The sequence below is a fragment of the Rhizobium sp. SL86 genome (assembly GCF_026672545.1).
Lineage (GTDB): Bacteria > Pseudomonadota > Alphaproteobacteria > Rhizobiales > Rhizobiaceae > Neorhizobium.
On sequence record NZ_JAPPRJ010000010.1, the window covers coordinates 17,135 to 43,331 of the forward strand.

The following is a 26,197-nucleotide window of genomic DNA, read 5'->3' on the forward strand; positions in this document are numbered from 1 at the left end:
GCACTTGCTGTCCAGAATGCCGCGAAAAGACTGAAAACAGGTAGAATCAATATCATGCGCTCTGTCCACGAGATTTGTAAACCGTTACCAGAGTTTGAGGCCGAATTTGCGATAGAAGGTCAGGCCCGATTTGACGAACTGCCAGACATGCCAGGCGCCCTTGCGACTGGCATGTCCACCTCCATGAATGATCCGCACTTGCGGTACAAATGCAATCCTGCTGATCTGCGCCGTGCGCAGGGATAGATCAAAATCCTCAAAATAGAGGAAATAGTCCGGGTCAAAGCCGTTCAGCCCTTTGAACACATCACCACGAAACAGCATGAAACATCCGCTGACGATCGGCGGATCCCAGAACACGGCATCCTCGGACATCTCCGCCATCTGATAGCGGTCGAGGCGCTTCTTGAATAATTGCTGGAGCCACCTCGGCGCAAACCCTCGTAAGGCGAGATCAAGGACCGCCGGATAACGCTTGCAGAGAAACTGCCGCTTGCCGTCAGTGCCGTAAACCAGTGGCGTCAGAAGCCCACATTCCGGATGAGCCTCCATGAAGGCCAGCGCCTTTTCCAGTGAATCGGGAGCAAGCTCAACGTCTGGATTAAGGACGAGATGGTAATCACCAACTTGGGAGAGGCAAAGATTGTTCGCACCCCCAAAGCCGATATTGCCCTGACCGGAAAACACTTTGAAGGGAAGAGTGGGGCTGATGTTGGTTAGCCAATCCCTGAGATTTTGCGGCTTCGGAGAGTTATCGACGAGAATGAACCGGTCAATCTGCGCCACAGGCGGCAGGGCGGTGTCGAAGGATGCAAGTGTTCGACCGAGCTCTTCGAGGTCGGGTCGATAGATGACAATGCAGACAGAAAGAGATCGGTTCATATACTAATTGTGAGCATGCGGTGCACTCGATTTTGTCAGATGTTTTACAGATTTGGCTGGGCTCTCTGTTCGAGAGAAACCACTGAAACCCGGATCGTTCGAATGAGACGGTGCATCGGGAAGGCAATCCCCCATCATGTTACACATACAACTGGTGTTAGCCCACCCGAAGATGACAGAAGCTTATCGGCTTGTTCCAACCGGCGGTGCAATGGCCGCCCACGCTCCCCATCCTTTGCCATCATCGATTAGAGAAACCACAGTCTGACTGTTTCCAGAACAGGAATCGTGATCTCTAACTTTGATCCATGCCCAGCTGTGCGGTAGCAATTCATCGAGGTTTTTCACTTCAGCAAACCCCGCGTCATCATGCACCTCCAAACGAATTCCCTCGCTCGTAGGCCCACGCATGACACCAACGAAGGCGTCGCGGCAGCGTCCGTCTTCTTCGGGACGAAGAACGTAAGTGATAGAGCCGATGTTTTCATCCGATCCTTGCCATGTGGACAGCATTCCAGACATTTGAAGTGACTGGATGCCATGCAATACGCTCGGCAACACTGCCCCGCTTCTGTCGAAACTTTGCTGCAAATCGGCTTGGAGATTGATTGTCGGACCCGGCACTTGAGACTGGAAATAAAGTCTGGGCAGGGAGATCGGATCGCGTAACCTACAACCCTCACCGTTATCACGTAAAAGCACGACGGTAGTGATCTTACCGTCGCCTCGACCGTTGATCTGGACGGGGAGGTGGAACACATATGCACGGCTTGAGGTGAGGCCGCGCCAGCCCCTCCATTGAAGAGACGGGGGAGCAAAGCCGGTGACCTTGCCGTCCTCTGTGATGGCCAGCAACCAAGCCGTGTCCGACATGTCCGATTTTGCATCAATGGAACCGCTGATAGCCCATGAGTTCTGTTCGAGCCGTGTTGTTTCGCTGATCGACACACCCGTGCAAGTCGGAAGCCCCATCAATTCACTGGTTGAAGCAGCAACCGGAACGGCTAGACCATACTCCTCTGAGAAGATGTTGAGTCTGTGATCTTGGAGGTAATCCAAGGCTGGGCGTATAGCTGCAGGATCGGGGTAGAGTGCTTTTAGCGTTCTATCATTGCGCGCCCCCATTAGAACAAAATAGCTCGCCTGACGAAGGACATTGCTGCGATTTTCCAGCTGAACAATATTATTGGTTCTGATGGAGGTCATCCCTGCGATCAGGATCCCCAGTACTCCGCAAGCGATCGCAGTTCGCCCGGCCCTTGCAGGAGGACCGATACGATAGATCAGGCCAATCACGCAGCAGCAGAGAAGTAAATTCAATGCGGAATAACGGGAGGAAAGGGCTGCGACATCGCCGAGTTTGTACCTGCCATAGGTGACAGCAAACGCGCTCATGATCGGGAAGGCCCCGATCGCGACCAACGTGAGTGTTTGAGGATCTACTCTTGCCTTTACGAGTGGCGATATGAGCCCGTAGATAATCGCCAACAATGCAAAGGTTGCAAAGACGATTGTCCCATAGGCAGCGGCAAAGTCGTAGGAAGAGGAAAATGAACTTCCGAGAACGGCCAATAAGAATTTCAGGATGGCGAAGATGTGCGGTTTATCCAAGATGCTTGCCGCCTGAGCCCCGCTCCCTCCCTGCAGGAAGACCGCCATTGGCAGTACATAAGCAAGGCACACAAGCAGCGCCTTGCTCCAGGCAGCGCGATTGGCGACTAGAAGGATGACTTGCGATACGATGATGGCAATGCCGTTTCCCATAGATAGGATGGTCGCGGCCGTGGAGAGGAAAACGAAAATCAACGATCTGTTCAGCATGCCCGTCGACGTCAGGTATTGCTGTGTGGCTGAGCAGACGAAAATAGCAAACAGTGCCGTCAAACCGAACTGTGTCTGAAAGCCGATTGTGAGGTTCTCCCACTGCGAGAGGGACAGCATGATCGCTGAAAATACGACAGACAGGAGCCAGAGCGATCCCCGGTCACCCCCTGTCGCAATCCTCGCCAGACAAAATCCGATAGCGGCCTGAAGTGCAACGATGACGCAGACTAGTGCAACATTGGAGTAATCGAATAGATAGTAGTCTATAAAGAAAAGTATTTTGCTGGTGAATATGATATGCTCGTTATGCTTATTAAAGAGGTAAGAAAGCGATGGGCCTCCGCCGTTTGCAATATGCTTGACCATTTCCCATTGGTCCCAATAATGGACCGGTGTCGTTGTGTAAGTGATTATGTAAATCGAGATAGAAATAAGAATGATCGCCGCAGCGAAAACCGTAGATATAGCCAATTTATTGAACATCATTATCTCGCACCCGCGAATGTGAAATACTTGTGCATGAAATAACTCGAGGCGATGGGGCTTAGAACGCCGATGACGTGAGCCACAGTTTCAGCATGGAAGCTGAAACCGATCCACGGAAAAACAAAGCGGGCCAAGCCAAGGCTCACCGCCCAGACCTGGACAAGTGCCACCAGATTGACGAGCCCAAAGCGCAGATATTCATGTTGTACACTCCGGCCGGATTTTTCGAAGACGAAGAGCTTCATCAAAATATAAGCCGTCGTCATCCCTATCAGATAGGCGATGACGATGGCCGCAGAGTAGTTGGTGAGCTGCGATAGTGCCATCCGCGAGAGGATGTTTGCTGCGGCCGCCAAGCCGCCCGATAGGGCAAAGCGGATGAAAGGCCTGTTCAGCAGGTCAGCAAGTTTGTCCATCATCTGACAATCGCTTCAGCCATTTGACGGCCGTACCGGATACTTTCGGCGATCCCGCGGTCCTCGGGGTAATAATAGCAGGTATCGGCGACCTGGAGGCCTGCGATCGGTGTCTGGATTGGCGGAAGCTTTTCGTAGAAATTCGGCTCACAGACAGGCTGGGCGTATTTCAGGCGCCCGACTTTTGCCTCGATCAGATCGGCCTTCGTGATGGCGGGATTGACCTTGCGGATATAACCGAAGGCCTCATCGATGAACTGCTCGTCGCTCCACTGCCATTTTGGTTGTGATGTCGGCATGTAATAGGGAACGTAGACCACCGTATCCTTGACCGGGCGCAGATTGGAAAACTCGATCAGGCCGGGAATGTCGATTGTCTCGTCAACAATGTTGACCCAGAAGTTTCGACTGACCGACCTCTTCAGTTTGAAGAGGAGGCAGACCACGCCAATGTTGCGGATCGCATCATATTTTGCTTTGGATTCAGCGGGAAGATCCGGAACCAGGGTCGATATAAAGGGGGTGGGAACGGTTGAAATGACCGCATCGGCGGGGAAGAACCGACCATTCGCCTGCACACCGGTCACACGTCCGTTTTCGGTTTCGACCTTTTGCGCCGGTGTCGACAGATGCAGCCTGCCGCCTTTGTCCGTGAAGGCCTTCACAAGAGCATCAACGAGGGTTTGTGATCCGCCGTCGATATAACCAAGTTCCTCCTGGAAAATCGACTTGCGCGAATTGCCTATGCGGCGCACCCGCGTTGCAATCCACGAGGCGGAAATATCATCGGCGAGTTCGTAAAACTTCAGATCCATCAACCGCTTCCAGAGGGTCTGATAGACCTCCTTGCCGGAGCCGCCCTCAAGCCATTCGCGCGCGGACTTGTGTTCGATCGATGCAAAGGACCGCGCCTTGGTCGTCAGGAACATTTGGATCCCGGTTCTCAGTTTCGCGATGAAGCTGAGATGCGGAAAGCGCAGCAGTGAAATCGGATCGCCCCAGGGATGGATGCGGTCCTTCATGAAATAGCCCATCGAGGTCGGTCGCCAGCGCATCCGGTCGCCGAGGCCCAATTCGCGCATCAAGGCAAAGGTCGGTTCGTCGGATTTGCAGACAAAATGATAGAAGCGTTCGATGGACAGGCCGCCAAAATCAAAATGCGCGGCCATGCCGCCGGCAACCGCGTCCGCTTCGATCAGATCCACATCATGGCCGAGATTGATCGCCCGATGTGCGGCAGCAAGGCCCATGGCGCCCGCTCCGATGATGACGATACGGCTCATCGCTTATCTCCTAAAAGTCCAAGACGATGCTGCTGTAATGCGCATCGAGATAGGTTTCACGGATCGCCCCGCTCAGAGGGGTTGCGGTCACGCCAAAGATTGAAGGCCAGTCGATCACCGGGAAGGTTTCCGGTATCACCAGTGCCTCCAGCTGGTTGGTTGTGAACGGCGGATTGGCGCTGAATTTGCCGTAAACGAACAGCAACCACCAGAAAAGCTGATACGGGATATGAATGATCCGCGCGCGTGGTTTCACGGTCTGGTGGATCAGGCGAATGAGGTCGCCGTAGTGGATCTGCTCGAGGCCGGAAATGTCATAGGTTCCCGTTTTCCGATTGTGGAGCGAGGAAATAATGATGGCAGCGAAGTCGCCCACATACAGCGGCTGACGAATGAATTTGCCGTCGCCCGGGATCGGAAACGCGGGTGTGCGGTCCATGAAGCGGCGCAGCCATCCGAGATGCTTGCGATCGAACCAGCCGAACATCAGCGTGGGACGCAAGACGACATGCGGAATGTCCGTCACCGTGTCGATGAACTTTTCCTGCGCCGTCTTCGAGCGCGTGTAGAAGTCATCGGCTTTCGAGTTGACCACAGACGATGAGATATGGACGAAGTAGGGAGTGGCATGCCTGCGCATGGCCGTGACGATATTGTGTGTCGCCGTTACGTTGTTGTCGACGAATTCCTGCTCATCCAGACCGCCGATCTGTGCCTGATTGAGGAGAACCGCATCAGCGCCGGCAAAGACATCCATCCATGGACCTTCGACAGCAAGGTCAGCCTCAACGACCTGCACCTCGGGGTGGAGACGGCGCAGCAGGGCCGTGTTTGTCGGATGTTTGTCGATCCCGACAATGGTGATGCCTGGTTCGCCTTTCAGGCGTGCAATCACGTTCTGCCCGACGAGGCCGGCAGCACCAGTGACAATGATCTTTGTCATCAAATTTCCATCCGATTGAAAACGAAGCTCGGCAGATTACGGATGACGAGCATGATAACGCGCCAAAAGCCTGGAGCATAAGCGACCGGCCCGCCTTTGAAGGCTCGGCTATAGACGATCTTTGCCACCTGTTGCGGGGTTGCCCAGAGCGCACCGCTTCGGTTCATGCCTTCCGTCATCGGCGTGACGGTCGGACCGGGCTTGATGAGAACCGCGCGCGGCCCTTTGTCCGCAAAACGGTGAGCAATGCCTTCCACCAGGGCGGCAAGGCCGGCTTTTGCGGCACCATAGATGAAGTTGGCGCGACGACCACGATCACCGGCCACCGAACCGATGACAACCAGGCTGCCGCGGCCTTGTCTTTCCAGCATGTTCGCGGCCGCAAGGCTCCAGGCTGCGGCGGAATTGAAGTTCACGCGCAGGATTTCCTCAGCAGCGATGAGGTTATTTTCGGCGGCTCCCTGATCGCCCAAAATGCCATAGGCGAGAAGGACATGATCCATCCCTCCGATGCGAGCGGCAAAATCGGCGAGTTGCTGCTGTGCGTCTTCGGGTGCTGCAAGATCGCAGATTGCCGTTTCAACGCGCTCCGCCCCGCGGATTTTCAGATCGGCAGCCGTCTGCTGGAGTCGATCCTGATCACGGCCGACAAGCAAGATGGTCGCGCCGTCTGCAGCATAAAGCCGTGCCGTCTCCGCAGCGATGGTAGACGTGGCGCCCAATACAATAAGTCGCAATGTGTTTCCCCTTAAGCCTGGGACACTCGTTTCCAGAAATGCGAATTGAAGCCCGCATCGACGTGTTTGGCAAAGTCTTGCCAGGCTGGATAGCCCGCCTGAAACATTTCAGCCGACATTCGACCATCCTTGGCGGGATAAAGACGCCCCCCTGCCTCGCGGACAATCGCATCCAGCCGCGCCATCAGCTTGAGGGTCACATCGCCATGGTTTGGGAAATCCAGCGCAAGCGTGGTGCCGGGAGATGGAAAGGACAGAAGGCCCGGTGACGGGACATGTCCGAAGGTTTTCAAAACCGCCAGGAACGAACCCTGGCCGCTTGCCGAGATCGCCTTCAGCATGTCGCGCGTTGCGTCCTTTTGAACTGCGGGCGGGACAACGGACTGGTACTGATACATGCCCTTTCGGCCATACATGCGGTTCCAGCGGCCAATGGAATCGAGCGGATAAAAGAATGGGTGAAGGCCGGTCCGCAACGGTCCGCTTTTCCGCTGACCGTTCCAGAAGTACAGCGCGTTAAAGGCGCTGATGGAATACCGGTTCATGGCAAGACCGGGCAGGCTGACCGGCATGGTCAGGCGCGTATTGCCCTTGTCCGGCAAAGGCGAACCGGTGCTCGCATGATTGCCGCGGGTAAAGATACCCCGCCCCAGACGCTCGCCACTTGAAAGGCAATCGATCCAGGACACGGTGTAATCGTAATCATCCTCGCTCTCCGTCGCCAGGGAGAAGAATTCATCGACATCGCCGAAGGGAATGTTTTCGGCGTCGATCATGGCGCTTTGGATAGGGATGAGCTCGATTTCAGCCCAGGTGATGATGCCGGTCAAACCGAGACCACCGATGGTCGCCTGAAAAAGTCCGGAAGCGTCATCCGGCGTCAGTTCCAGTTCCTGTCCATCAGACCGGACAAGGCCAAGACGGCGCACCCAGCAGCCGATCGTTCCATGGCGGTGATGGTTCTTCCCGTGAACATCATTGGCGATGGCACCACCGACCGTGACGAAACGTGTACCGGGCGTCACAGGCAGAAAAAATCCCTGCCGCACGATTACCTTCAAGATGGCATCAAATGACGTACCGGCTTCGACCCGCATCAGCCGGGACGCCGGATCAAGGGCGATCATCCGGTCCAGTCCGGTCATGTCGATGAGACCGCCTTCGGGATTCAGGCCACTGTCTCCGTAGGATCGACGCAATCCGGAGGCCAGGAGTACGTACCCTTCCTGACGTCCGGACAGGACGAGCCGTTGCAACTCGCTACGCCAGCCTGGACGCGCAACATTGTGAGGGGCCTGCAGCACACCACCCCAGGAGCGAACGGACTTTGAGGCCGAAAAACGGGTCATAGGGCTGCCAGAAACAGGAGGGCAACAACCGCGCCCAGACCGATGCTGAACCGATCGCGGATTGCAAAGCTCACCGGATCATCATTCATCCGCCCGCGATGGGACAAAAGCCAGATCCGCCCGAGCCAAATCGACAGCACGAGCGGAATGACCGACAGGAACTGCGGTCGGCTATATTCATTGCCCGGGAGCATTTCCAGGAGAATGAAGATCATCAGCACCACGAGGGATGCCATGGCGGCACTGATCCCGAGCGCAAGTGTCAATGGTGCATCCTCGACCTCATAACCGCGGCTCTTCAGGCTGGATGTGCCACTGGTCGAGGCGCGAACGATTTCGGTATGTCGCTTTGCGACTGCCAGAGAAAAGAAGAAAAACAGCGCGAAGGTCAGCAGCCAGGCCGGACGTGACTCGTTCAACAGGACCGTTCCCATGATCAGGCGCGTCGTGAAGAGCACGCCGATGATGAGAGTATCCAAAAGAGGCACGCGCTTCAGGCCGAGTGAATAGGCTCCCGTGATGACGAGATAGGCAAGAAGGGCGGTTGCAAATTCAAGTGACAGGAAAAGAGCGCAGACAAAACCGCCAAACAGCAGACTGCCCGCGAGCGTAAATCCCGCCTGAATGGAAAGCCGACCGCTGGCAAGGGCGCGGTGGCGCTTCGACCAATGCTGCCGATCGGCATTGAGATCCGCGATGTCATTCAAAAGATAGGTCGCCGAGGTCACGGCGAGCAGGCAGCAGAAGGCCAGAAGTGTTTCGAGAATAAGAGAAACATCCGTCCAGGCATGCGCGAGGATCAGCGGAACGAACATCAAGACGTTCTTGGTCCAGTGATGAACGCGGATTGCCTTCATGAACTCTTTCGGCTTCAGCGGCGCCGTATGGAATTCCGCCAGAACCGGCCTGCCCAATTGACGCGCCTTGCGGGCGGTTTCCGGCTTGACGCCGGCGAGAACGATACCACTGGATACGGCCCACACCGCAAGATCGACGGCATGATCTCCGACATAGATGAAGCCGTCGGGAAAACGGTCACGAAGATAGTCGGCCTTTGCTGACCCCTTCAGATTGGCACTCGCCGATCCTACGGCTGACGCAAAAATGCCGATCCGTTGGGCAATCTTGTCAACAACGGTCTGATCTGCGGCAGAGCACAGGTGCAACTCATGGCCTTCAGCCGCCTTTTCCCGGAGCCATTGGACCAGATCTTCGCGAAGTGGCAGCACCTGTTCGGTCAGATCCACCTCCTTTGCGAGCGCCGCCTTCAGGGCGTGGCGTCCATTCCTGAGTTCCGGGAGCGTCCGAAAGAATGACGTCGGCTTCCGGAACAGTGCAATGGCCGCGGATTCATGCAGAGTGTCTGACAGCACGAGGGTGCCATCCAGATCAACTACGATGGGCAAGCTCGCAGACGCGGCTTCTGTCATGACCTGCACATTGCCTGAAGAGGATAAGGAGGCCGTCATTCCGATTCATTCCTTCCGCGAGCACCAAAGGCTTCACCAATCAAATTTGCAGACACTTATAATGTCTCGGGAAGACAAGACAAAACTGCCACCTCCCAAAAGAATGAACATCTGATTTTTGTCGTTGTGGTACATAATCCCCACACATGCAGAAATATGTGCCCTTGTCCCGTACATCACGAGGAACGGATGACCGTCGGCAGTGCGGCAGCATTCTGCGAAGGTAAGCGTCTGGAGGTTTCGGCTGACATCAATGTCAACAAATTCGGACTATCCGAACTTCGGCAGGAAAAAATATAACGGATTGATCTCGCTCAGATATGAACGTTTTCCTAACGTAATTCTCGCATGAAACCGAGCTGTCTAGGATGGCTAACGGCTTCAAATGTGCTAAGCCGACCGCAAGATCACTAGGCACTGAGAATAGCATATGTTTCTGACACAAAATGCGCTCGACCCGGCTCGCCATATAAGGCTTTCTGCGTGGCTTGAGCATGCTCCATTTGCATTTTGGCTGATGCAACAAATCCGACCGGAAGTTGTAGTGGAGCTTGGTACTCACAATGGATTTTCATTCCTATCATTTTGCCAGGCAGCAAAACTTAGTAATTTAAGTTCACGAATATACGCTGTCGATACATGGCAAGGCGATGAGCACGCTGGTTTCTATGGTCAGGAGATATTTGATTCTCTTGAGAGTGAACTTCGACAAGAATACCCAGGGATAGGCCTCATGTTGAGGTCCACCTTCAATGAGGCGCGACCGCAGTTCGCTGACGGATCGGTAGATATACTACATATTGACGGTAGACACCGTTACGAAGACGTGCTCGAGGACTTTCAAACGTGGAAAGGTGTACTCTCAGATAAAGCAGTCGTTTTATTTCATGATACGCGGGTCCAGTCTGGAGATTTTGGCGTTTGGAAGCTATGGGCTGAGATAGAAAAAGAATATCCAAGCTTTGAATTTTTCCACGGTAATGGCCTGGGCGTGTTGGTTCCTGGCAAGAATGCACCAATGTCCATTAAGGCGATCTGCAATGCAAATGCAGAGGAAAAAGCTCTAACCCGCTCGTTGTATGCCCGCCTTGGTTCGTTGAATTCAATAGAGTATCAGCTGTCATTTGCTCGAGAAAATCTGCGCGAGGTCGGCGAGCAGTGCCGTCTTCTGACGGAAGATCGTAATCGTGTTGTTGATGCACTTGAACAAAAACGCCAGGAGCTGGTGTCACATCAACATGCTTTGGAAGCTGCTGGCGTTGAGCGCGACGCTGTTATCATTGAACGCGATGCTGTGCATAGCGAGCGAGAAACGCTTCGAGATCAGCTTAGTTTTCAGACTGAAGCTGGCATAGCGCTTGAAGCGCGCTTGAAGTTGGAACTTGAAAAACTCGAACATGTGGAAGCGCGGGTTTCTCAGCTTCAGACTGAACTCGGTCAAGCCTATGCGCGCATCGGCCAATTGGACACAGCAATAACGAAGTTCCAGTCATCCAGCAGCTGGAGATTAACAAAGCCATACCGTTGGCTGGGGCATCAGCTCAAGCGTGCCAAGCATCTGCTGCGGGTTGTTCCAGGGATGGTTCGACGCAATGGTGGACTGCTTCGTTTCATGTCTAAGGTAATACGCTTGCTTATGCGTGAGGGACCTAAGGGACTTCTGTCGGCATGGCGCTACAACAATGCAGTTCCAGCCGCGCTCGTTGATCATCGTGACGATGAACGTGATTACAGTTCATGGCTGAACAAGTACGCATCATTAGATAAGGTTGCCAAGCAAAGGATTGAAACCGAGATTTCGAGTTGGGAAAGCCAGCCGCTGATTTCAATCATAATGCCGGTCTATAATCCTCCGTTGGACTTACTGGAAGATGCTGTAAACTCGGTCAGGTCGCAGATGTATCCGCGCTGGGAACTCTGTATCGCTGATGACTGCTCAACTGACAAACGCGTCCGCAAATATCTCAATACGCTGTCTGGCCTTGATTCTAGAATTAAAGTGGAATTCAGACCCAAGAACGGGCATATTTCAGAAGCGTCAAATAGTGCAATTAATATAGCAACCGGTGAATGGATTGCATTGTTTGATCAGGATGATCTCCTGACGTCTGACGCCTTGTTCTACGTGGCAAGGGAGATCGTTCGCAATAAGGATGTTAAACTTATCTATTCCGATGAGGATAAGTTTGATGGCAGCAAGCGATACGACCCCTATTTTAAGCCTGATTGGAATCCGGATCTGCTGAGGTCACATAACCTTGTTTGCCATCTTGGCGTATACAAGCTCGATCGCATTCAGGAAATTGGAGGCTTTCGAAAAGGATTGGAAGGCGCGCAAGATCACGATCTTGTCCTGCGTTTTTCTGAAGGCCTGCAGACGAACGAAATCGTACATATTCCGCGTGTTCTGTATCACTGGCGCAGCCATTCAGGTAGCACGGCGCAAAGCACCGACAACAAGTCATATGCTGTAACTGCCGGGCAAAAGGCGATTCAAGATCATCTGGATCGTATCGGTTTGCCAGGACAGGTCGATATCCTTCCAACCAACATGTATCGTGTGAAATACGATTTACCGGAAGCTCTCCCTCTCGTCAGCATCGTGATACCAACTCGCAACGGCGTTGAATTGCTAAGGCAATGCATAAATTCTGTAGTCGATAAGACAATATATAAAAATTACGAGATAATCATTATAGATAATAATTCCGATGACGTTAACGCACTTAATTATTTTGAAGAAATTGGAAAAACGGAAAATATCAAAATCATAAGAGACGAAAGTCCATTTAACTACTCTGCATTAAATAACAAAGCTGTCGCCCAAGCGAATGGTGAATTCATTGTTCTCATGAACAACGATATCGAAGTCATTTCTCCCGATTGGCTATCAGAAATGATGGGGCTTGCCATTCAGAAGAATGTCGGCGCTGTCGGCGCAAGACTTTGGTACCCTGATGACCGATTGCAGCACGGGGGTGTCATTCTCGGAATCGGGGGCGTGGCGGGTCATTCACACAAGTTCCTGCCGAAGGGGGCTCATGGCTATTTTTCCCGCGGTGAACTGACACAGACGCTTAGTGCCGTGACCGCTGCTTGCCTCCTCATTCGCAAAAGCGTCTATGAGGAGGTTGGGGGGCTTGATGAGGAGAACCTTAAAGTCGCCTTCAACGATGTAGACTTCTGCATTAGGGTGCGAGGGGCCGGTTACCGGAATGTATGGACGCCTTATGCCGAACTTTATCACCACGAATCCGCTACTCGTGGTCATGAGGATACGCCTGAAAAGAAAGAACGTTTCCGTTCAGAAGTTCTGTATATGCTCGACCGCTGGAAGGATGTGTTGAGCAGCGATCCTGCCTACAATCCAAATCTGACGTTGGAGTACGAGGACTTTTCTCTGGCCTGGCCGCCGAGAAATGATGGCGACCCGACGCTTGCGTCATAATCTTCTCCTATCAAGACGCTAAGGCCCATCCGCGACCCGCCGGCCTCGGCACGGAATGTGAAGAACTGCTATGTGGTATGATAAAAAAAACGTCGAGAAGGCGCTTCTGGATATAGGCCAGGGCTTTTCGAGGCGGGAGCTATGGGTGTTTCTCGGCTGGAGAGATGTAAAAAAACACTATAGTCGTTCAGTTCTTGGACCTTTATGGCTTACGCTCTCAATGGGTGTTATGGTCATGGGTTTGGGCGTTCTCTATTCTGAGATATTTAAGATTGACGTCGCTACCTATCTTCCGAGGTTGGCAATAGGACTGATCTTATGGGGCCTGATTAACGGCCTCGTAAATGGTTCTTGTTCTGTTTTCACAGCGGCTGGAGCATCAATTCGGCAGGTTAAGTTGCCGCTTTCGCTTTATGTTTTTCAGTTTGTTTGGAGTCAAATTCTAACATTTTTACATAATTTTCTTATATACATAATTGTTGTTATATTTTTCGCGATAAATCCTGGATTGAATTGTCTACTTTTTATCCCGGCGCTGGCACTCATTGTCATGAATGGTGTCTTTCTCGCGATTATTCTTGGGCCTTTATGCGCACGCTTCCGTGATGTTCCCATGATCATTGCGAGTGTGATGCAGATCGTTTTTTTCATGACCCCGATTATCTGGAGTACGGAGAGCATGCCGCAACGTGCTTGGCTCCTGATCGGAAATCCCTTCTACCACTTCGTTGAGATTGTCCGTGATCCGCTTCTGGGCGCGACTGGCACTCTCCTAAATTGGAGCGTGTGCGTTTCAATAACCCTGGTATTGGGCGCCATCGCCTTGTTGTTCTTCAGCCGCTATCGCGCACGTGTCGTCTATTGGAGCTAACCGTGACGAGAATTCAGCTTGATCACGTGGTGGTCGATATCCCGATTTACGATGCCGGTAACCGGTCACTGAAGAACAATATCCTGGCTGCCGCAACGGGTGGCCAGATCCGGTCTCGGGTCAATTCGAAGAGGGTCGTTATTCGTCCGATCGATGACGTCTCACTTGCCATCGAGCATGGTGCCCGTCTCGGATTGCTCGGCCATAATGGCGCTGGTAAATCCACCCTGTTGAGGGTTTTGGCCGGCATCTATGAACCGACTGCCGGATCAGTCGAGATCGAGGGCGATGTCGCTTCCATGTTCGATATCGGATTTGGCATGGACCCCGATGCCAACGGCTGGGAGAATATCATCCTCCGGGGCATGTATCTGGGATACAGCCGGGATGAAATTTCACGCCGCTCGACGGATATCGCGGCATTGACGGGGCTTGGTGAATTTCTCGACATGCCCCTGCGGACCTACAGTGCCGGCATGTCGACACGTCTCGCCTTTGCCGTTTCGACGTCGATCAAACCGGATATCCTGTTGATCGACGAGGGGATCGGTGCGGGTGACGCTGCATTTCTGGTGCAGGCCAATGAGCGGATGAAAACATTCATCGGTGAGGCCGGCATTCTCGTCATGGCCTCGCATTCGAATGATCTTTTGCGCGCTTGGTGTGCCGAAGGGCTCTGGATGGAGCACGGACGCATCCGCATGCAGGGGCCGATCGAGGCGGTGATTGCCGCTTATGAGGAATCACTTCGCTAATGAGGATGCGTATTACCCCGAACGGCTTGACGAAACTCGTGCAGAACGTCACGAAGGGTTTCATCAAGTGAAATTTCTGGACTCCAGCCTGTTGCCGCCTCCAATAAAGCGCACTCGCCCTCTGCGACCGCTATGCCGGACGGTCTAGACCTTTCAGAATCGTGCTCTACCGCAATTTCTACGTGTGCATGTGCCAAAAGTATGTTCAACACGTGTCGTATGGAAACGCTCCGGCCTGAGCAGACATTGAAAAGATTGCGTGAAGGCAGGGTGTCCGAAAACCGCAGAAGCGTAGTATAGGCACGAACAACGTCGCGCACATCCAGAAAATCGCGAAAACTATCCAGGTTACCTACACGCAAGACATGTGGAACATTGCCAGCTTCAATCCGCGCGATCTGCGCCGCAAAACTCGGTACTGCAAAACGCTCATCTTGGCCTGGCCCAGTATGGTTAAATGGGCGTACATTTATAAGGCAATTGTCTATATTAAGTATATCGCTAAAAATTTGCTCTGCGGCAATCTTGGTGCGCCCGTACACGTTGAGCGGCATTGTTGGCGTTGCCTCGGTCACCCGGCCGCTCTTGAAACTCCCACCATATACTTCTGAGCTACTGACGTTCAGGACAGTCGCGGTGGGGCAATGCTTTTTCACTGATTCCGCGACGACGATTGCTCCGCCGGCATTCACCTCCCAGGTTCGCGCAACATGGGACAAAACGGACGATTCTGCTGCTAGATGAACGAGGAGATCCGGTTTAATTTCAGAGATTGCCGTGTCGAAGGCTTTGAAGTCCCTGACGTCAGCCGTAATACATCCAGGAGCCTGCCCTCCGCTCAACAAGAACAGTTCAGCGTCTGGATAGACAGATTTTAGCTCCGCCTGCAAATGCGTTCCGACGAACCCCCGAGCTCCGGTAATCGCAATCCTCGTGAAGGTGCGCATCGAATGTAGTGCCCTTCCATGCTGATACAGTGCAGGGGGAATATCCGCTCCGCCTGCACTGGAAAATATTCGGCATTCTGATGCTGGACCGATTAACAAGACATCAATATGGCGTACAGCTTATTTCGCGGTAAGGCGCGCCAGGTCTGCATCCACCATCTCGGTAATCATCTCCTCAAGCGTCGTTGAGGGCTCCCATCCAAGCGTTTTGCGCGCCTTTTCAGGGTTGCCAAGCAAAATGTCGACTTCCGCAGGACGAAACAGATTGGGGTCAATGGACAGATAGTCGTCCATCGTCAGCCCAACATGGGTGAACGCTATGCGACACATATCGCGAACCGTTGTGGTACGGCCTGTCGCAATGACATAATCATCAGCCTGATCCTGCTGAAGCATCATCCACATCGCGACAACATAGTCTTTGGCATGTCCCCAATCGCGCTTGGCATCAATGTTCCCGAGCTTCAGTTCCATCGCCAGTCCAAGCTTGATGCGAGCGACCGCGTCAGTGACCTTTCGCGTCACAAACTCGATACCGCGCAGCGGGCTTTCGTGATTGAACAAAATTCCCGAAGACGCATGCATGTTGAAGCTTTCACGGTAGTTCACCGTAATCCAGTGTCCGTAAAGCTTTGCCACTGCATAGGGCGAACGGGGATAGAACGGTGTTGTCTCGCTCTGTGCTGCCTCTTGGATCTTCCCGAACATTTCTGAGGATGATGCCTGATAAAATCTGGCTTCGGGTGCCGCAATCCGGACGGCCTCCAACATATTGGCGACGCCGACCGCTGTAATGTTTGCCGTTAACACAGGCTGCTGCCAGGATGAGGCAACGAAGGATTGGGCTGCAAGGTTGTAGACCTCGTCAGGTTTCACCTGGGCGACCGCACGGATGAGGCTGGAAAGATCGGAAAGGTTCCCGTCAATGACGTTGATGTCATTGTTGATTCCAAGCCAACGGAGCCTGTGATCGGCGACGCCGAAATGCGACGAACGCCGGACAACGCCATAAACCTCATACCCTTTCTCGAGAAGAAATTTGGAAAGGTAAGCCCCGTCTTGGCCGGTAATACCAGTAACTATGGCTTTACGTTTCACTTTCTGATCCCCTTACTCATAATGATGTTTGGCATGCTGCGTTTTCGCACCCTTGGCACAGCGGTTTAGCTTATTCGTAGAATCGATAAAAGAGAAAAGCCTCGTCGCCTATGCAGTGAATTAATATTTATTCTACGCGTGACTCTTTTCTTCGAAAATGATAGATCCAAAAAGTATATTTATTTCTCGCTTGAGTGCCGCTCTATGATCGTTGTTTTTATATGTCTCTTGTGCTGTCGCAATAAATGTCTTATCAGGAGGATTGTCGGAATTATATTGGCGCACGAGGTTCTCTGCGTCCCATATTGCTTCGTTGACGGATTTCAATCTCCGATATATTTGACCAAGTTTTTCGTCCCGATACTGCGGAAGCCCCTCGGCAAGGTCGCGGAGCTTTAAAAGCTCGAACCGCACATTGGAAAGCTTTTCAGGATCCGTGATTCTCTCACTCTTAATCTCCAGAATGGAGATCTTATCAAAGAGCTCTCCAATCGATACCGGAACAAGAACAAATTCACTCATCGATTTCACCTACTTCTGACTGTCTTAATTATCGTTATTACTTAAGAGAAGCTGCTTTTGTAAACAACTCGTAGAGAAACAAAATAATGAGCGCTGAAAATATCCCCAACAACGTGACGTCGTACCAAGTAAGATAATTTTCAGTCCACCCTAGCAGGGGAGCTCCGAATATATAGACACTCAAGTTGAGAAAAATCATCCCCAATCTTGCTTCTGTCGGACCCAAACCTGCAACATCGACGCGGAACTTGCCCTCAACCAGACTGTAGACAAGAGCGTAGATCGCCAGCATATGGTATGCAGCAAGCATGAGGAGCGCTACGTCGAGCCGTACCCATGGCGACAGACCAAGTCCGACGGCAATCAACAAATTGCCAATAACGTCCACAGTTTGATCGATGAAGAAGCCAAATCGAGGACGTTCGATCTGGCGGACGCGGGCTAACGTTCCATCGAGCGAATCGCCCAGCCAATGAATGACGATGCCGATATTGGCAAGCCAGATATAATTCACGTTCCAGTTCGAAGCAGCGTAGCCGAACAGAACAATCACAGCGCCCAGCACGCCGAATGCCGTCAGGCCGTCCGGCGTTACGGATCTCGGCAATCGCCTAGCGATTGCAATTAGGACACCTTTTTCAAGACCAGCCACAAAGCTGGCGTTTTGGCGTTGAACAGACAAATCAGAAGACATTGCGCTATTATTCGAGTGCGGGTGTAAACGTGCCATTTGCGGCCTGATCGACCGTTTGGCCAAGCGGTCCCGCATCCGTGGTGGCGTGAAACGGTGCTGTTCTGACAAAAGCGCAACGATCGAGGAAGGCCATAATGGTCTGGCTGTATCGTGTTGCCGTCATGAATCGATCATCGTCGATGCGAACCGCTGGCTGCGGATATGTCGCCCGCTCCAAGACAGCCTCGAACCAGACGGTCGGATCATCGGCGGACAGCAGGCGGCCTTCTGGTCCGGCCACTTCGCGATGCGCCGGAATATCTGATGCAATCACCGGAACGCCGAGGCGCTTCGCTTCCACGATCGGCAAGCCGAAACCTTCGTTGAGCGATGGCATCAGCAGACCCACGGATCCGTTCAGAAGATGTGTCAAGGCAGGGCTCGAAAGACCTGATACAGCGTGAATGTAGCCCTGCGTCTCGTTGCAGCGTTCGAATTTTTGCAGAATGGCAGCACCACTCCAGCCTGGCGATCCGACGATAACCAGGTGGGGCGCACGATGCCCCATATGCCGTACCAACCGGCGCCAGACCTCAAGAAGGATCAGGTGGTTCTTACGAGGCTCGATACTGCCGCAGACGACAAAGTAGGGCACGTCCGTCAGCCGTGACTCAGATGGGGGCGAATTGAAGACATCGGAAACAGGTAAGGCTTGAGCTAAGGTTGGCAGCGGTGTTCGCCGATGGCGCGCAATTGCAGCTCCGACCATTTTCTTCACATGTTCGGTCGTGACGATCAACGCTGACGCATAGGTCGCTGCTGTTTTCACCATTTGCGCATGATGTTTTACAGAGGAAGGATCGACGTGATTGGGCATTTCCAGCGGAATAACGTCGTGCAGCATGAAGACAGGCACGACATCGGGCCGCTTTCGCAGCCAGTGCATAAAGAACGGCAAGGCAAGCATAATCTGCCCCACATTGACATAGACTGCGCCGGTTGGGACATGTTTGCGAGCGGAGCGGCCGAAGGAGATTCCGGTCGCCCGGATGAGCGTCAACATGCGCATCAATTTTTCTAAAGCAGACATTGTCTTGCCGGTGGCTAGACGATCGACGGACTGCCCGTGCAGACGGGCCACCAGTATAGACAGTTTCGGGTCGTTTTCAGGCGCGTTGTTCTCCAGCCACATAGCTTCCAACGCGTCCAGACCGCGGCGGACGATGTCGGCATCGTACATTCGCGTGCCCCAAATAGTGTGTAATATTCCAACGACTTGGCGATCACTAGAGGAAAATAAAGCCTTCGCAAGGATGAGCTCTACCCGATCAATACCACGCGGAGTCCGGCTCAAGGGGCCGAGGAAAAGTCTCATCATGTCGTAGGCAATTGGGGCTTGCAATTGCTTCGTTCCTATCGGCTGCACTGACCAAGTCTTGACACCTGTCTCAGCCTTTGGCAAGTCGGGCCGCTGAAGTTACCGATGTATTACTGTCTATCGGATTGGGTTTTCATGAACAGTGCAGACGAAACGCCCAAGGTCATGATCGACGGCTTTAATCTCGGCTTGTCACGAGGAACAGGCGTAGCCACCTACGCACGCAATCTCAGTTTCGCATGTCATCAATCCGGTTATTCAACTGGTATTCTCTATGGGTCGCCAGTCCGTCGCAGGACGCGTTCAGACTTGATGACGGAAGTATCGTTCTTCGACGTTGAGCAGCCGTTGAACACGAGTCAGGAGTTTCTACGCGATTTGGCGCGTCTGATACCACATCCAGGCGGATACCGACCATTTCGTGTACCGATCTCAGGTGAGGTCGTAACCCGAGCGCTGGCTTCCAGGCTTCCTCATTTTGACAGTCTCTGGAACGTCCCTGATCTTTATCCGTCAGCGGACTATCAGTTCGCGCTGACAGGGCGCTTTCATAAAGTCATGAACGTCTCGAAGACACAGATCATGCACTGGACTTATCCATTGCCCCTGAAAATGCGCGGGGCAAGAAACGTCTATACGCTGCACGATCTTGTTCCTCTGCGACTGCCATACGCAACTCTGGATCGAAAATCGAGCTATCTTAAACTTGTCAACCGTTGCGTTCGTGAAGCCGACGTCATTGCGACCGTATCAGAGACATCGCGGTCGGACATTATCCGCATTCTCAACTGCGATCCCGACAAGGTCGTCAACACCTATCAAGCGGTCAGCTTGCCTGTTGCTCTCGTTCAGATGGACGACGCGGAAGTCCAAGCCAAGGTCGAGGGGATCTTTGGTTTGAAGCACAAAGGGTATTTCCTGTTTTTCGGAGCAATAGAACCCAAAAAGAATGTCGGACGTTTAACGGAAGCGTTCCTGACTTCGAATGTTTCGTCACAGCTTGCAATTGTTGGTCCAACCGGCTGGCAATCGGATCAGGAGTTGCGCTTCTTCAACGATATGGCGCAGCGCCAATTGAAGAAAACCGGCCCATTTCCCACGGCGGACCAAAAACTGTTTCGCTTCGAATTTGTGCCGTTGGCATTGCTGATCGCGCTCATTAAAGGTGCTCGCGCCACGATCTTTCCATCGCTCATCGAGGGTTTCGGGCTACCGATCCTGGAAAGCATGCTGCTTGGAACGCCTGTCATTACATCCAAAGGTGGTGCGACGGAGGAAATTGCCGGTGACGCAGCCCTGCTTGTTGATCCCTACAACACTTTAGAGATCGCCAGTGCAATCCAGAAAATTGATGGAGATGGCGAATTGCGGCAGAAACTCGGTGCTCTTGGACAGCAACGCGCAACTTTGTTCTCCCCAGAACGCTATCATGAACGGCTTCAGGCGCTTTATCAGCCTCTCTTAGCCGGGCTATAATTGATAGCAGTAGCCATCCAGAAATTGATAGGCGGTCTGAAGTTGGATAGCGCAGACTTCCAATAGATTAGATGTTTGATCCCGGGTTTTGATGGTGCATTCTTCACGGACGAGTGAAAGGAAGCGCTATGGGCCAGATACTCCACGGGAGCGCCACAACGACTGAGGCGGTCCGTCGAGCGATACAGCATAGTCAAGAGAGCCTGAGGGCCCTGGCGAAGCGTCACGGGATCAATCAGAAGACCGTCGCCAAGTGGAAGCGGTGGTCGCCGCGTTCCGGCGTCACACGCTGCTGCCACCGATGATTGTCTCTACGCCCTCCAGGCGACGATCCCACATCTGACCCGCTCGTCGCTGCACCGCTGCCCGCAACGGCACGGCATCTCACGGTTACCCGAGGTCGAAGGCGAGAAGACCGCGAAGCGGAAGTTCAAAAGCTATCCGATCGGCAACTTCCACATCGACCTTGTCGGGGTCAGAACCGAGCAGGGCAAGCTCTACCTGTTCGGCGCCATCGACCGCACGACCAAGTTCGCCTTCGTCGAGCTGCACGAAAAGGCGACCACGCGCGTCTCAGGCGACTTCCTGCGTCACCTGATCGCGGCCGTGCCGTACAAGATCCACGCGGTGCTCACCGACAACGGTGAACGCTTCCGAGCGCACTCGTTCGAGCTCACCTGCGCCGAGCATGACTCGACCATCGGCTCACCAAGCCTAAGCATCCCTGGACCAACGGTCAGGTCGAGCGGATGCACCGCACCATCAAGGATGCACCGTCAAGCGCCACCACTACGATACCCACGATCAACTCCGGCAGCACCTTGGCGACTTCGTCGCCAGCTATAACTTCGGCCGCAGGCTTAAGACCCTGCGCGGGCTCACACCCTACGAAGCCATCTGCAAAGCATGGCAGAACGAGCCAGAACGATTCATCTCAAACCCGCACCATCAAATCCCGGGACCAAACATCTAATGGAATCCTGTTCACCCCGATATCGCTCTGAAAGATTGATTTTGCGTATAAATGGTTAATGTTACACAGCGTGGAATTTGTTCAAATAGAGACGTGGACTCTGTGGTTTCGAGCCAACTGTTGCGACTTGGCAGCACTTCCAAAGTTAGTGATCGCCTCTTGATAAATTAACCATGAATTTGAACAGTAAAATCTGCTTTCTGCGCTAAGCAGGGTCACAAAATGCGAAACAGTGGCGCGTCGTCAATTGACGGGGGGCAAGCGCGCGGCTAACTCTGCACCCCGCATATGACTGTTGTGAGCATTCATGAACATTCGGCTTTTTTCCGGTGCCTTTTCAAACTTGTGGACCTTACGACGCTCGACGGTTATCGTGTGCATTGCACCAGCCGTCGTAATATCCGGCTGTACCGCCCTACCATCCCAGGGGCCTACGACAGCAGCTGTGATAGAGGCCTCCAGTGACAGCAAGGCAAAAAGCGGTAAACCCGTGATACCTGCTGGCTATGCTGTGGTGGATATCGACAGACATGTTGTAGACGTTCTCGCTCACCAACCAGCAGAAACTTTGCACGGTCGGTTTGGTGAGCGTAGACCAGCGCCAACCCAAAATGTCGGCGTTGGTGATACCGTTCAGGTTGCAATATGGGAGGCATCTGCTGGTGGGCTCTTCTCAAGTGCTTCAATAAGCCCGGATTCGACAGGTCAGCATTCAGCTGTCATTCCTGCCCAGCTTGTGGGGAGTGACGGCTCCATCACCGTGCCTTTTGCGGGCCGAATCCCCGTCGTCGGTCTCTCCACAGCCGCAATTGAACAGCAGATCGTCAAACGTCTCAAGGACAAGGCGATCGACCCTCAGGTAATCGTCTCGATCAAGGACAATATGTCGAGCAGGGTTACGGTTTTAGGTGATGTGTCGGCCAGCGCCCAAGTGCAGCTGTCCCCCCGGGGCGAAAAGATTCTGGATGTCATCGCTGCGGCAGGAGGAGTGCGTACTCCTCCCTACGAAACATTTGTGACCCTCATGCGCGGTGAGCGCACAGCCACGATGCCATTGCAGCAGATCATCAGCAATCCGCGCGAGAATGTCTATGTTCTGCCGGGCGACACGCTGTCGCTGCAGAAAATCGCGCGTAGTTTCACCGTCTTTGGCGCGACGGGTGCGAACAACTTGATTGACTTTGGTGCTCAGGGCATCACGCTGCAGGAGGCTCTGGCTAAGGCGGGGGGACTTCGTGATAGCCAAGCCGATCCTTCCGGTGTATTCCTGATGCGCCGCGAGCCGGTGGAAATCGCAAGAACACTTGATCCGTCCATTCCGATGACTGGACATGGCCAGATCAACATCATCTACAGACTGAATCTGCGATCGACCGGATCCTATTTCCTTGCGCAACAAATCACCATTAAAGACAAGGATATCCTTTACGTGGCATCGGCGCCGAGCAACGACGTACAAAAGTTCCTTAGTCTGGTGCAGACAGCCACATCGCCGGTAATTCAGGCAAAATCACTTTCGAACTGACGCATAAACCCAACCATCGAGCAAGCCGTCCGCAATCGACAAATTGAGGGCTTGAGTTAGGTTTTCAGCCTAATGACATCTGAAATGATGCTCTCCTGATTCGTAGGGCAATCGCGATTCTGAAGTATCTGCTTGTCGACCGGGTTTATGGGTGATGTAAATGTTAGTCGCTACATTTGGACCATCATCCGCATTTGCCTATTGGTGCCTGTTTTCACTCAACACAATAACAGAGGTCGTTCTCGGCGAGTTTGATTATATAGGTGCCAGCACTGTGCACGACCTGAAGGCGGCACTCGGCACGCGTAGAAAGAAGCATCTGCATCTCTATAGCGACTGTCCGGACCAAGGACTGATAAAGGCAATTCTCGGTAGCCGGATTCCTTTCATTATCCTGGAGGAGGACCCGGTCGATGTCCATGACTTCCTTATCCGGGAAAGAGGGCTGGGTTGGATGGAAGCGTTGCGCCTTGCTTCCTTGTTCTCAGCGACGACGGCGCCGCTTTACGATTCTCCATTGGCACTGCGTCTAACGCGTTCGGAGCGGTTGACCCTCGGGCAGTTCGTTGGACAGGTTGCCACTCATCTCGGTCTCGACGTCGAGGGTGATCTCTATCGGAATATCCTTCAGCGCCTCCATCCGAGCGGGGACCCGGACCGATCGATTGAAACAATCATACTGGAACAAATCGCCAATGCTCGCCCAAGGCGCGATACGGTTGATTTACCGCCCTTCGAGCAGTCGATTGCCATGCCAGTTCTGGCATCCATGCGACACGATCGTATCGGCAAATTACCGGAAAGTTTGCGTTGGCCGGCCGATCTTTTTGTCGGACATGCTGGAATCTCTGTGCTTCTGAGCCAGCCGATTGAAATGTTGGGACCTGCGCGCTGCCTGATCTACGGCCCATATCTTCATCTGCCGGTGGGCCAATGGCAGCTTTCTCTCTCGCTTGACGTTGCGGACAATTATTCCGGAAACGCGCTAGACATTGATATCTTTCACGGAAGGGTTCTCCAAATGGAATCTTTCAAACTGCCGCCGGCAGGTCAGATGTCGTTAAAGCTGCGCGTTCCCGTTTCAGAAAGCCGCGAACCTCTGCAAATACGACTGATCCAACGGGAAGGCGCAATTGAGGGTCTGTTGAAGATTGGAGACGTCTACATTCAAAGGCTTGCGATAGAAAACGACATTAATGGAGAAGAGATATAACGCCAGCTGTCGGCATCAACGTGGAATCGATCTGGCTGGTTCACCGGGACTTGAGATCTTTGTCAGGGGGCTGTGGGCTAATTCCGTTGCATCAGCCATAGTACATTATATACTTTCGGAAATATTCCTCCCACCGTACCTTTCGGCCGTGCACGCGGTAGAGCGTGTCGTCTTTCGCCCATTTTAGCTCCAACGCTCTGGCGACAACCGGATGAACTGGAACCTGCAGATAGCGCAAACTATCGAGACGGCGAGACGGCCAAATGAAATCCCTGACGTCCAACTGTCGGGAAAGATATTTGAGAAGCATCCGCAAGATTGTGCCGTTCGGATGTGCGGTCGTGTAGAACAGAGGACGGTCTCGAAAATTCTCAAGGATATAGGCGCCTATGCCCGTATCGAATTTCTCGTCCATCGCGCGGAGTCGTTTTTCTTCAAATCGATGCAGCCGCTTGGGGTCGATCACACCTGTGACTGCGAGCGTTCGATAGGCTTCAAGCCTTGCTTCCGGGTTCGGAATTTCCTGACGCAGCCGCGCCAGAAGTCCGTCGAAATAGGTGAATTCGAAGTTGGGAAAATCCTTGTCGCGGGCAAGACGGTCATCCGGTCCGTTAAACGCGTCGAACGGCCAAGGCGAGGCAAACCGTATACACGGATAGCGTAGCCGGTGCACGGTGTCTGGAACATAGTCCTTCAACGGATAGTTTTCCCATTCCCGAATATCCTGAATGAGGAGGATGTCGCTCCGATCAAGATCTCTTCGCCCCTGTTCATGCAGGTTGGCGGGGAGTTCCATGAAGTGATGCTTCACAGTAAAATGTTTTGAGAATGCACCATCGCGCATCGCGTTGGAGAGAATACCCGCCTGACAATTGCCAAAAATCAGGATTCGCTTCTTTCCGTCGCCCTGCGGGCGGGGCGATGCCATTCGAAGCGGCGTTGTTAATGCGATGGTTTCGCTAGGTCGGACAATGGAAATGTCACGTATCTTGAGCCATACATTGCGGAAATGTCGCAGATCGAGCCGCAGTCGTTGAGGAGTGCCGCCGTCGTAGCTGATGTCGAAGGGGACCTCGAACAGAAAGGAAGCTTTCCCCGATAGGATATCCTCGCCGCTGAAGATTTCCGATGCGATCGTCTGACCGTCCTGACTCAGCAATCGCACATCGAGAACTTCGCGTGCTTCCTGATCAACCTTGCCAACATCGAAGGCCAGGTCAAGACGCATCATGCCTGCCGGCAGATAGAAAGATGACAGGGAACGGTTGAATGTAATGGCGCCGATCGTCAGGGGCGACACCGACACCGATCCCGGCAATCGCAGTGGTCGCCAGCGTCCTTGCATGCGGAAGATCATTGGCGAGGTCTCGCGTGTCGAGGCCGCGGAGAGGCGCGCAAGCGCGAGCTTTTGGACTTTCACGCGACCTGCACCGAAACCTGTCACGCGAAACTCGCAAGGGGCGTCGACACCGCTTTCGATCGATAATTTATGCGGCACATCAAATTCAATTCGATGTAAACCTCTGTTAAGTTCGGCCGGCGTGAAATCTCTGAAAGCTCGCAGGAACCTGTTCTGCATGATGATTTCCACGCCGATGACAGGATCGTGTTGCCAGAGGCAAGGACCAGCCATCGCTGCGATGTCGAGACTATAGCGTCCCTCTTCCAGCCTGAGGAATGGGCCGAACATCATGCTTCGAAATGGATAGAAAGGAACGCAGGAGATGCTGCCGTCGGCATTGCGATAGCCTGGGAATTGAACTTCCATTTTATCAAGGAGGTCTTGTCCGCCAGTTTTTAACGGTGAAATGATGGTATCAGCCATATCCAGGCGGTTCCCTGCGTCTCGCATTGTCGTGGAATGAATAGTTTGTATCCCAACATTCCATATGCACGTCGATGAACTTTATCCGAAGCGAACTGCCGATT

19 protein-coding genes and 2 pseudogenes are annotated in these 26,197 nt (G+C 53.1%); 7 read left to right on the plus strand and 14 right to left on the minus strand.

Annotated elements, in window-relative coordinates; all coding sequences use genetic code 11:
* Positions 1-84: 84 nt before the first annotated feature.
* The 8 genes from OU993_RS28465 to OU993_RS28500 all read right to left on the minus strand — a co-directional run bounded on the left by OU993_RS28465 (position 85) and on the right by OU993_RS28500 (position 9,389).
* Positions 85-882: a glycosyltransferase family 2 protein gene (locus tag OU993_RS28465; RefSeq protein ID WP_268162600.1), complete on the minus strand. Its 798-nt coding sequence runs from the start codon at positions 880-882 to the stop codon at positions 85-87.
* Positions 883-1,065: 183 nt separating this feature from the next.
* On the minus strand, positions 1,066-3,192 hold the full coding sequence (locus OU993_RS28470) for a hypothetical protein (protein WP_268162601.1): 2,127 nt from the start codon (positions 3,190-3,192) through the stop codon (positions 1,066-1,068).
* Positions 3,192-3,611: a GtrA family protein gene (locus OU993_RS28475; protein ID WP_268162602.1), complete on the minus strand. Its 420-nt coding sequence runs from the start codon at positions 3,609-3,611 to the stop codon at positions 3,192-3,194. The genes OU993_RS28470 and OU993_RS28475 overlap by 1 nt, the downstream gene beginning before the upstream one ends.
* Positions 3,608-4,891: an NAD(P)/FAD-dependent oxidoreductase gene (locus OU993_RS28480; protein ID WP_268162603.1), complete on the minus strand. Its 1,284-nt coding sequence runs from the start codon at positions 4,889-4,891 to the stop codon at positions 3,608-3,610. The genes OU993_RS28475 and OU993_RS28480 overlap by 4 nt, the downstream gene beginning before the upstream one ends.
* A 10-nt stretch (positions 4,892-4,901) precedes the next feature.
* Positions 4,902-5,834, minus strand: coding sequence for an NAD-dependent epimerase/dehydratase family protein (locus OU993_RS28485; RefSeq protein ID WP_268162604.1), 933 nt, complete (start codon positions 5,832-5,834; stop codon positions 4,902-4,904).
* Complete coding sequence (locus OU993_RS28490) at positions 5,834-6,571, minus strand: SDR family NAD(P)-dependent oxidoreductase (protein ID WP_268162605.1); 738 nt, start codon at positions 6,569-6,571, stop codon at positions 5,834-5,836. The genes OU993_RS28485 and OU993_RS28490 overlap by 1 nt, the downstream gene beginning before the upstream one ends.
* 11 nt (positions 6,572-6,582) lie before the next feature.
* A complete protein-coding gene (locus OU993_RS28495) occupies positions 6,583-7,920 on the minus strand; it encodes an FAD-binding oxidoreductase (protein ID WP_268162606.1) in 1,338 nt (445 codons plus the stop codon).
* Positions 7,917-9,389 (minus strand): UbiA family prenyltransferase, encoded by a 1,473-nt coding sequence (locus tag OU993_RS28500; protein WP_326493873.1) that lies wholly within the window; start codon positions 9,387-9,389, stop codon positions 7,917-7,919. The genes OU993_RS28495 and OU993_RS28500 overlap by 4 nt, the downstream gene beginning before the upstream one ends.
* A gap of 430 nt (positions 9,390-9,819) precedes the next feature.
* Here OU993_RS28500 and OU993_RS28505 point away from each other — a divergent pair, with 430 nt between their 5' ends.
* From OU993_RS28505 to OU993_RS28515, 3 genes and pseudogenes are all read left to right on the plus strand, one after another.
* The gene (locus OU993_RS28505; protein ID WP_268162607.1) at positions 9,820-12,837 is read left to right on the plus strand and encodes a glycosyltransferase family 2 protein; all 3,018 of its coding nucleotides are present in this window, start codon (positions 9,820-9,822) and stop codon (positions 12,835-12,837) included.
* 70 nt (positions 12,838-12,907) lie between these two features.
* The gene (locus OU993_RS28510) at positions 12,908-13,708 is read left to right on the plus strand and encodes an ABC transporter permease (protein ID WP_268162608.1); all 801 of its coding nucleotides are present in this window, start codon (positions 12,908-12,910) and stop codon (positions 13,706-13,708) included.
* Between the two features lie 161 nt (positions 13,709-13,869).
* Positions 13,870-14,463: pseudogene (locus OU993_RS28515) on the plus strand (ABC transporter ATP-binding protein); the annotation flags it as partial.
* Here OU993_RS28515 and OU993_RS28520 read toward each other — a convergent pair.
* The 5 genes from OU993_RS28520 to OU993_RS28540 form a co-directional block, all read right to left on the minus strand.
* On the minus strand, positions 14,460-15,410 hold the full coding sequence (locus OU993_RS28520) for a GDP-mannose 4,6-dehydratase (RefSeq protein ID WP_268162610.1): 951 nt from the start codon (positions 15,408-15,410) through the stop codon (positions 14,460-14,462). The pseudogene OU993_RS28515 and the gene OU993_RS28520 overlap by 4 nt on opposite strands.
* A 120-nt stretch (positions 15,411-15,530) precedes the next feature.
* Positions 15,531-16,508, minus strand: coding sequence for a GDP-mannose 4,6-dehydratase (gene gmd, locus OU993_RS28525; protein ID WP_268162612.1), 978 nt, complete (start codon positions 16,506-16,508; stop codon positions 15,531-15,533).
* A gap of 132 nt (positions 16,509-16,640) precedes the next feature.
* Positions 16,641-17,030, minus strand: coding sequence for a DUF6165 family protein (locus tag OU993_RS28530; protein WP_268162613.1), 390 nt, complete (start codon positions 17,028-17,030; stop codon positions 16,641-16,643).
* A 37-nt stretch (positions 17,031-17,067) separates the two neighbouring features.
* Entirely contained in the window at positions 17,068-17,724 is a 657-nt protein-coding gene (locus tag OU993_RS28535; protein WP_268162614.1) for a CDP-alcohol phosphatidyltransferase family protein, read from the minus strand.
* Positions 17,725-17,731: 7 nt separating this feature from the next.
* Positions 17,732-18,943 (minus strand): glycosyltransferase family 4 protein, encoded by a 1,212-nt coding sequence (locus OU993_RS28540; protein ID WP_268162615.1) that lies wholly within the window; start codon positions 18,941-18,943, stop codon positions 17,732-17,734.
* Between the two features lie 273 nt (positions 18,944-19,216).
* On the opposite strand from OU993_RS28540, the gene OU993_RS28545 reads away from it, so the two are divergent.
* The 4 genes and pseudogenes from OU993_RS28545 (at position 19,217) to OU993_RS28560 (ending at position 24,268) form a co-directional block, all read left to right on the plus strand.
* Complete coding sequence (locus tag OU993_RS28545; RefSeq protein ID WP_268162616.1) at positions 19,217-20,557, plus strand: glycosyltransferase family 4 protein; 1,341 nt, start codon at positions 19,217-19,219, stop codon at positions 20,555-20,557.
* Positions 20,558-20,685: 128 nt separating this feature from the next.
* Positions 20,686-21,530: pseudogene (locus OU993_RS28550) on the plus strand (IS481 family transposase).
* Between the two features lie 445 nt (positions 21,531-21,975).
* Positions 21,976-23,055 carry a polysaccharide biosynthesis/export family protein gene (locus OU993_RS28555; protein WP_268162617.1) on the plus strand — a complete coding sequence of 360 codons (1,080 nt, stop codon included), beginning with the start codon at positions 21,976-21,978 and terminating at the stop codon, positions 23,053-23,055.
* Between the two features lie 160 nt (positions 23,056-23,215).
* The gene (locus tag OU993_RS28560; RefSeq protein WP_268162618.1) at positions 23,216-24,268 is read left to right on the plus strand and encodes a hypothetical protein; all 1,053 of its coding nucleotides are present in this window, start codon (positions 23,216-23,218) and stop codon (positions 24,266-24,268) included.
* A 91-nt stretch (positions 24,269-24,359) separates the two neighbouring features.
* Here OU993_RS28560 and OU993_RS28565 read toward each other — a convergent pair whose 3' ends face one another.
* Entirely contained in the window at positions 24,360-26,093 is a 1,734-nt protein-coding gene (locus tag OU993_RS28565; RefSeq protein ID WP_268162619.1) for a WcbI family polysaccharide biosynthesis putative acetyltransferase, read from the minus strand.
* Positions 26,094-26,197: the final 104 nt, after the last annotated feature.

Coding starts and splice junctions, on each gene's coding strand:
- OU993_RS28505 (WP_268162607.1), top strand. CDS start 9,820: ATGTTTCTGACACAAAATGCGCTCGACCCGGCTCGCCATATAAGGCTT.
- OU993_RS28510 (WP_268162608.1), top strand. CDS start 12,908: ATGTGGTATGATAAAAAAAACGTCGAGAAGGCGCTTCTGGATATAGGC.
- OU993_RS28530 (WP_268162613.1), bottom strand. CDS start 17,030: ATGAGTGAATTTGTTCTTGTTCCGGTATCGATTGGAGAGCTCTTTGAT.
- OU993_RS28470 (WP_268162601.1), bottom strand. CDS start 3,192: ATGATGTTCAATAAATTGGCTATATCTACGGTTTTCGCTGCGGCGATC.
- OU993_RS28465 (WP_268162600.1), bottom strand. CDS start 882: ATGAACCGATCTCTTTCTGTCTGCATTGTCATCTATCGACCCGACCTC.
- OU993_RS28540 (WP_268162615.1), bottom strand. CDS start 18,943: ATGTACGATGCCGACATCGTCCGCCGCGGTCTGGACGCGTTGGAAGCT.
- OU993_RS28500 (WP_326493873.1), bottom strand. CDS start 9,389: ATGACGGCCTCCTTATCCTCTTCAGGCAATGTGCAGGTCATGACAGAA.
- OU993_RS28535 (WP_268162614.1), bottom strand. CDS start 17,724: ATGTCTTCTGATTTGTCTGTTCAACGCCAAAACGCCAGCTTTGTGGCT.
- OU993_RS28485 (WP_268162604.1), bottom strand. CDS start 5,834: ATGACAAAGATCATTGTCACTGGTGCTGCCGGCCTCGTCGGGCAGAAC.
- OU993_RS28480 (WP_268162603.1), bottom strand. CDS start 4,891: ATGAGCCGTATCGTCATCATCGGAGCGGGCGCCATGGGCCTTGCTGCC.
- OU993_RS28565 (WP_268162619.1), bottom strand. CDS start 26,093: ATGGCTGATACCATCATTTCACCGTTAAAAACTGGCGGACAAGACCTC.
- OU993_RS28495 (WP_268162606.1), bottom strand. CDS start 7,920: ATGACCCGTTTTTCGGCCTCAAAGTCCGTTCGCTCCTGGGGTGGTGTG.
- OU993_RS28520 (WP_268162610.1), bottom strand. CDS start 15,410: ATGCGCACCTTCACGAGGATTGCGATTACCGGAGCTCGGGGGTTCGTC.
- OU993_RS28545 (WP_268162616.1), top strand. CDS start 19,217: ATGAACAGTGCAGACGAAACGCCCAAGGTCATGATCGACGGCTTTAAT.
- OU993_RS28475 (WP_268162602.1), bottom strand. CDS start 3,611: ATGATGGACAAACTTGCTGACCTGCTGAACAGGCCTTTCATCCGCTTT.
- OU993_RS28560 (WP_268162618.1), top strand. CDS start 23,216: ATGTTAGTCGCTACATTTGGACCATCATCCGCATTTGCCTATTGGTGC.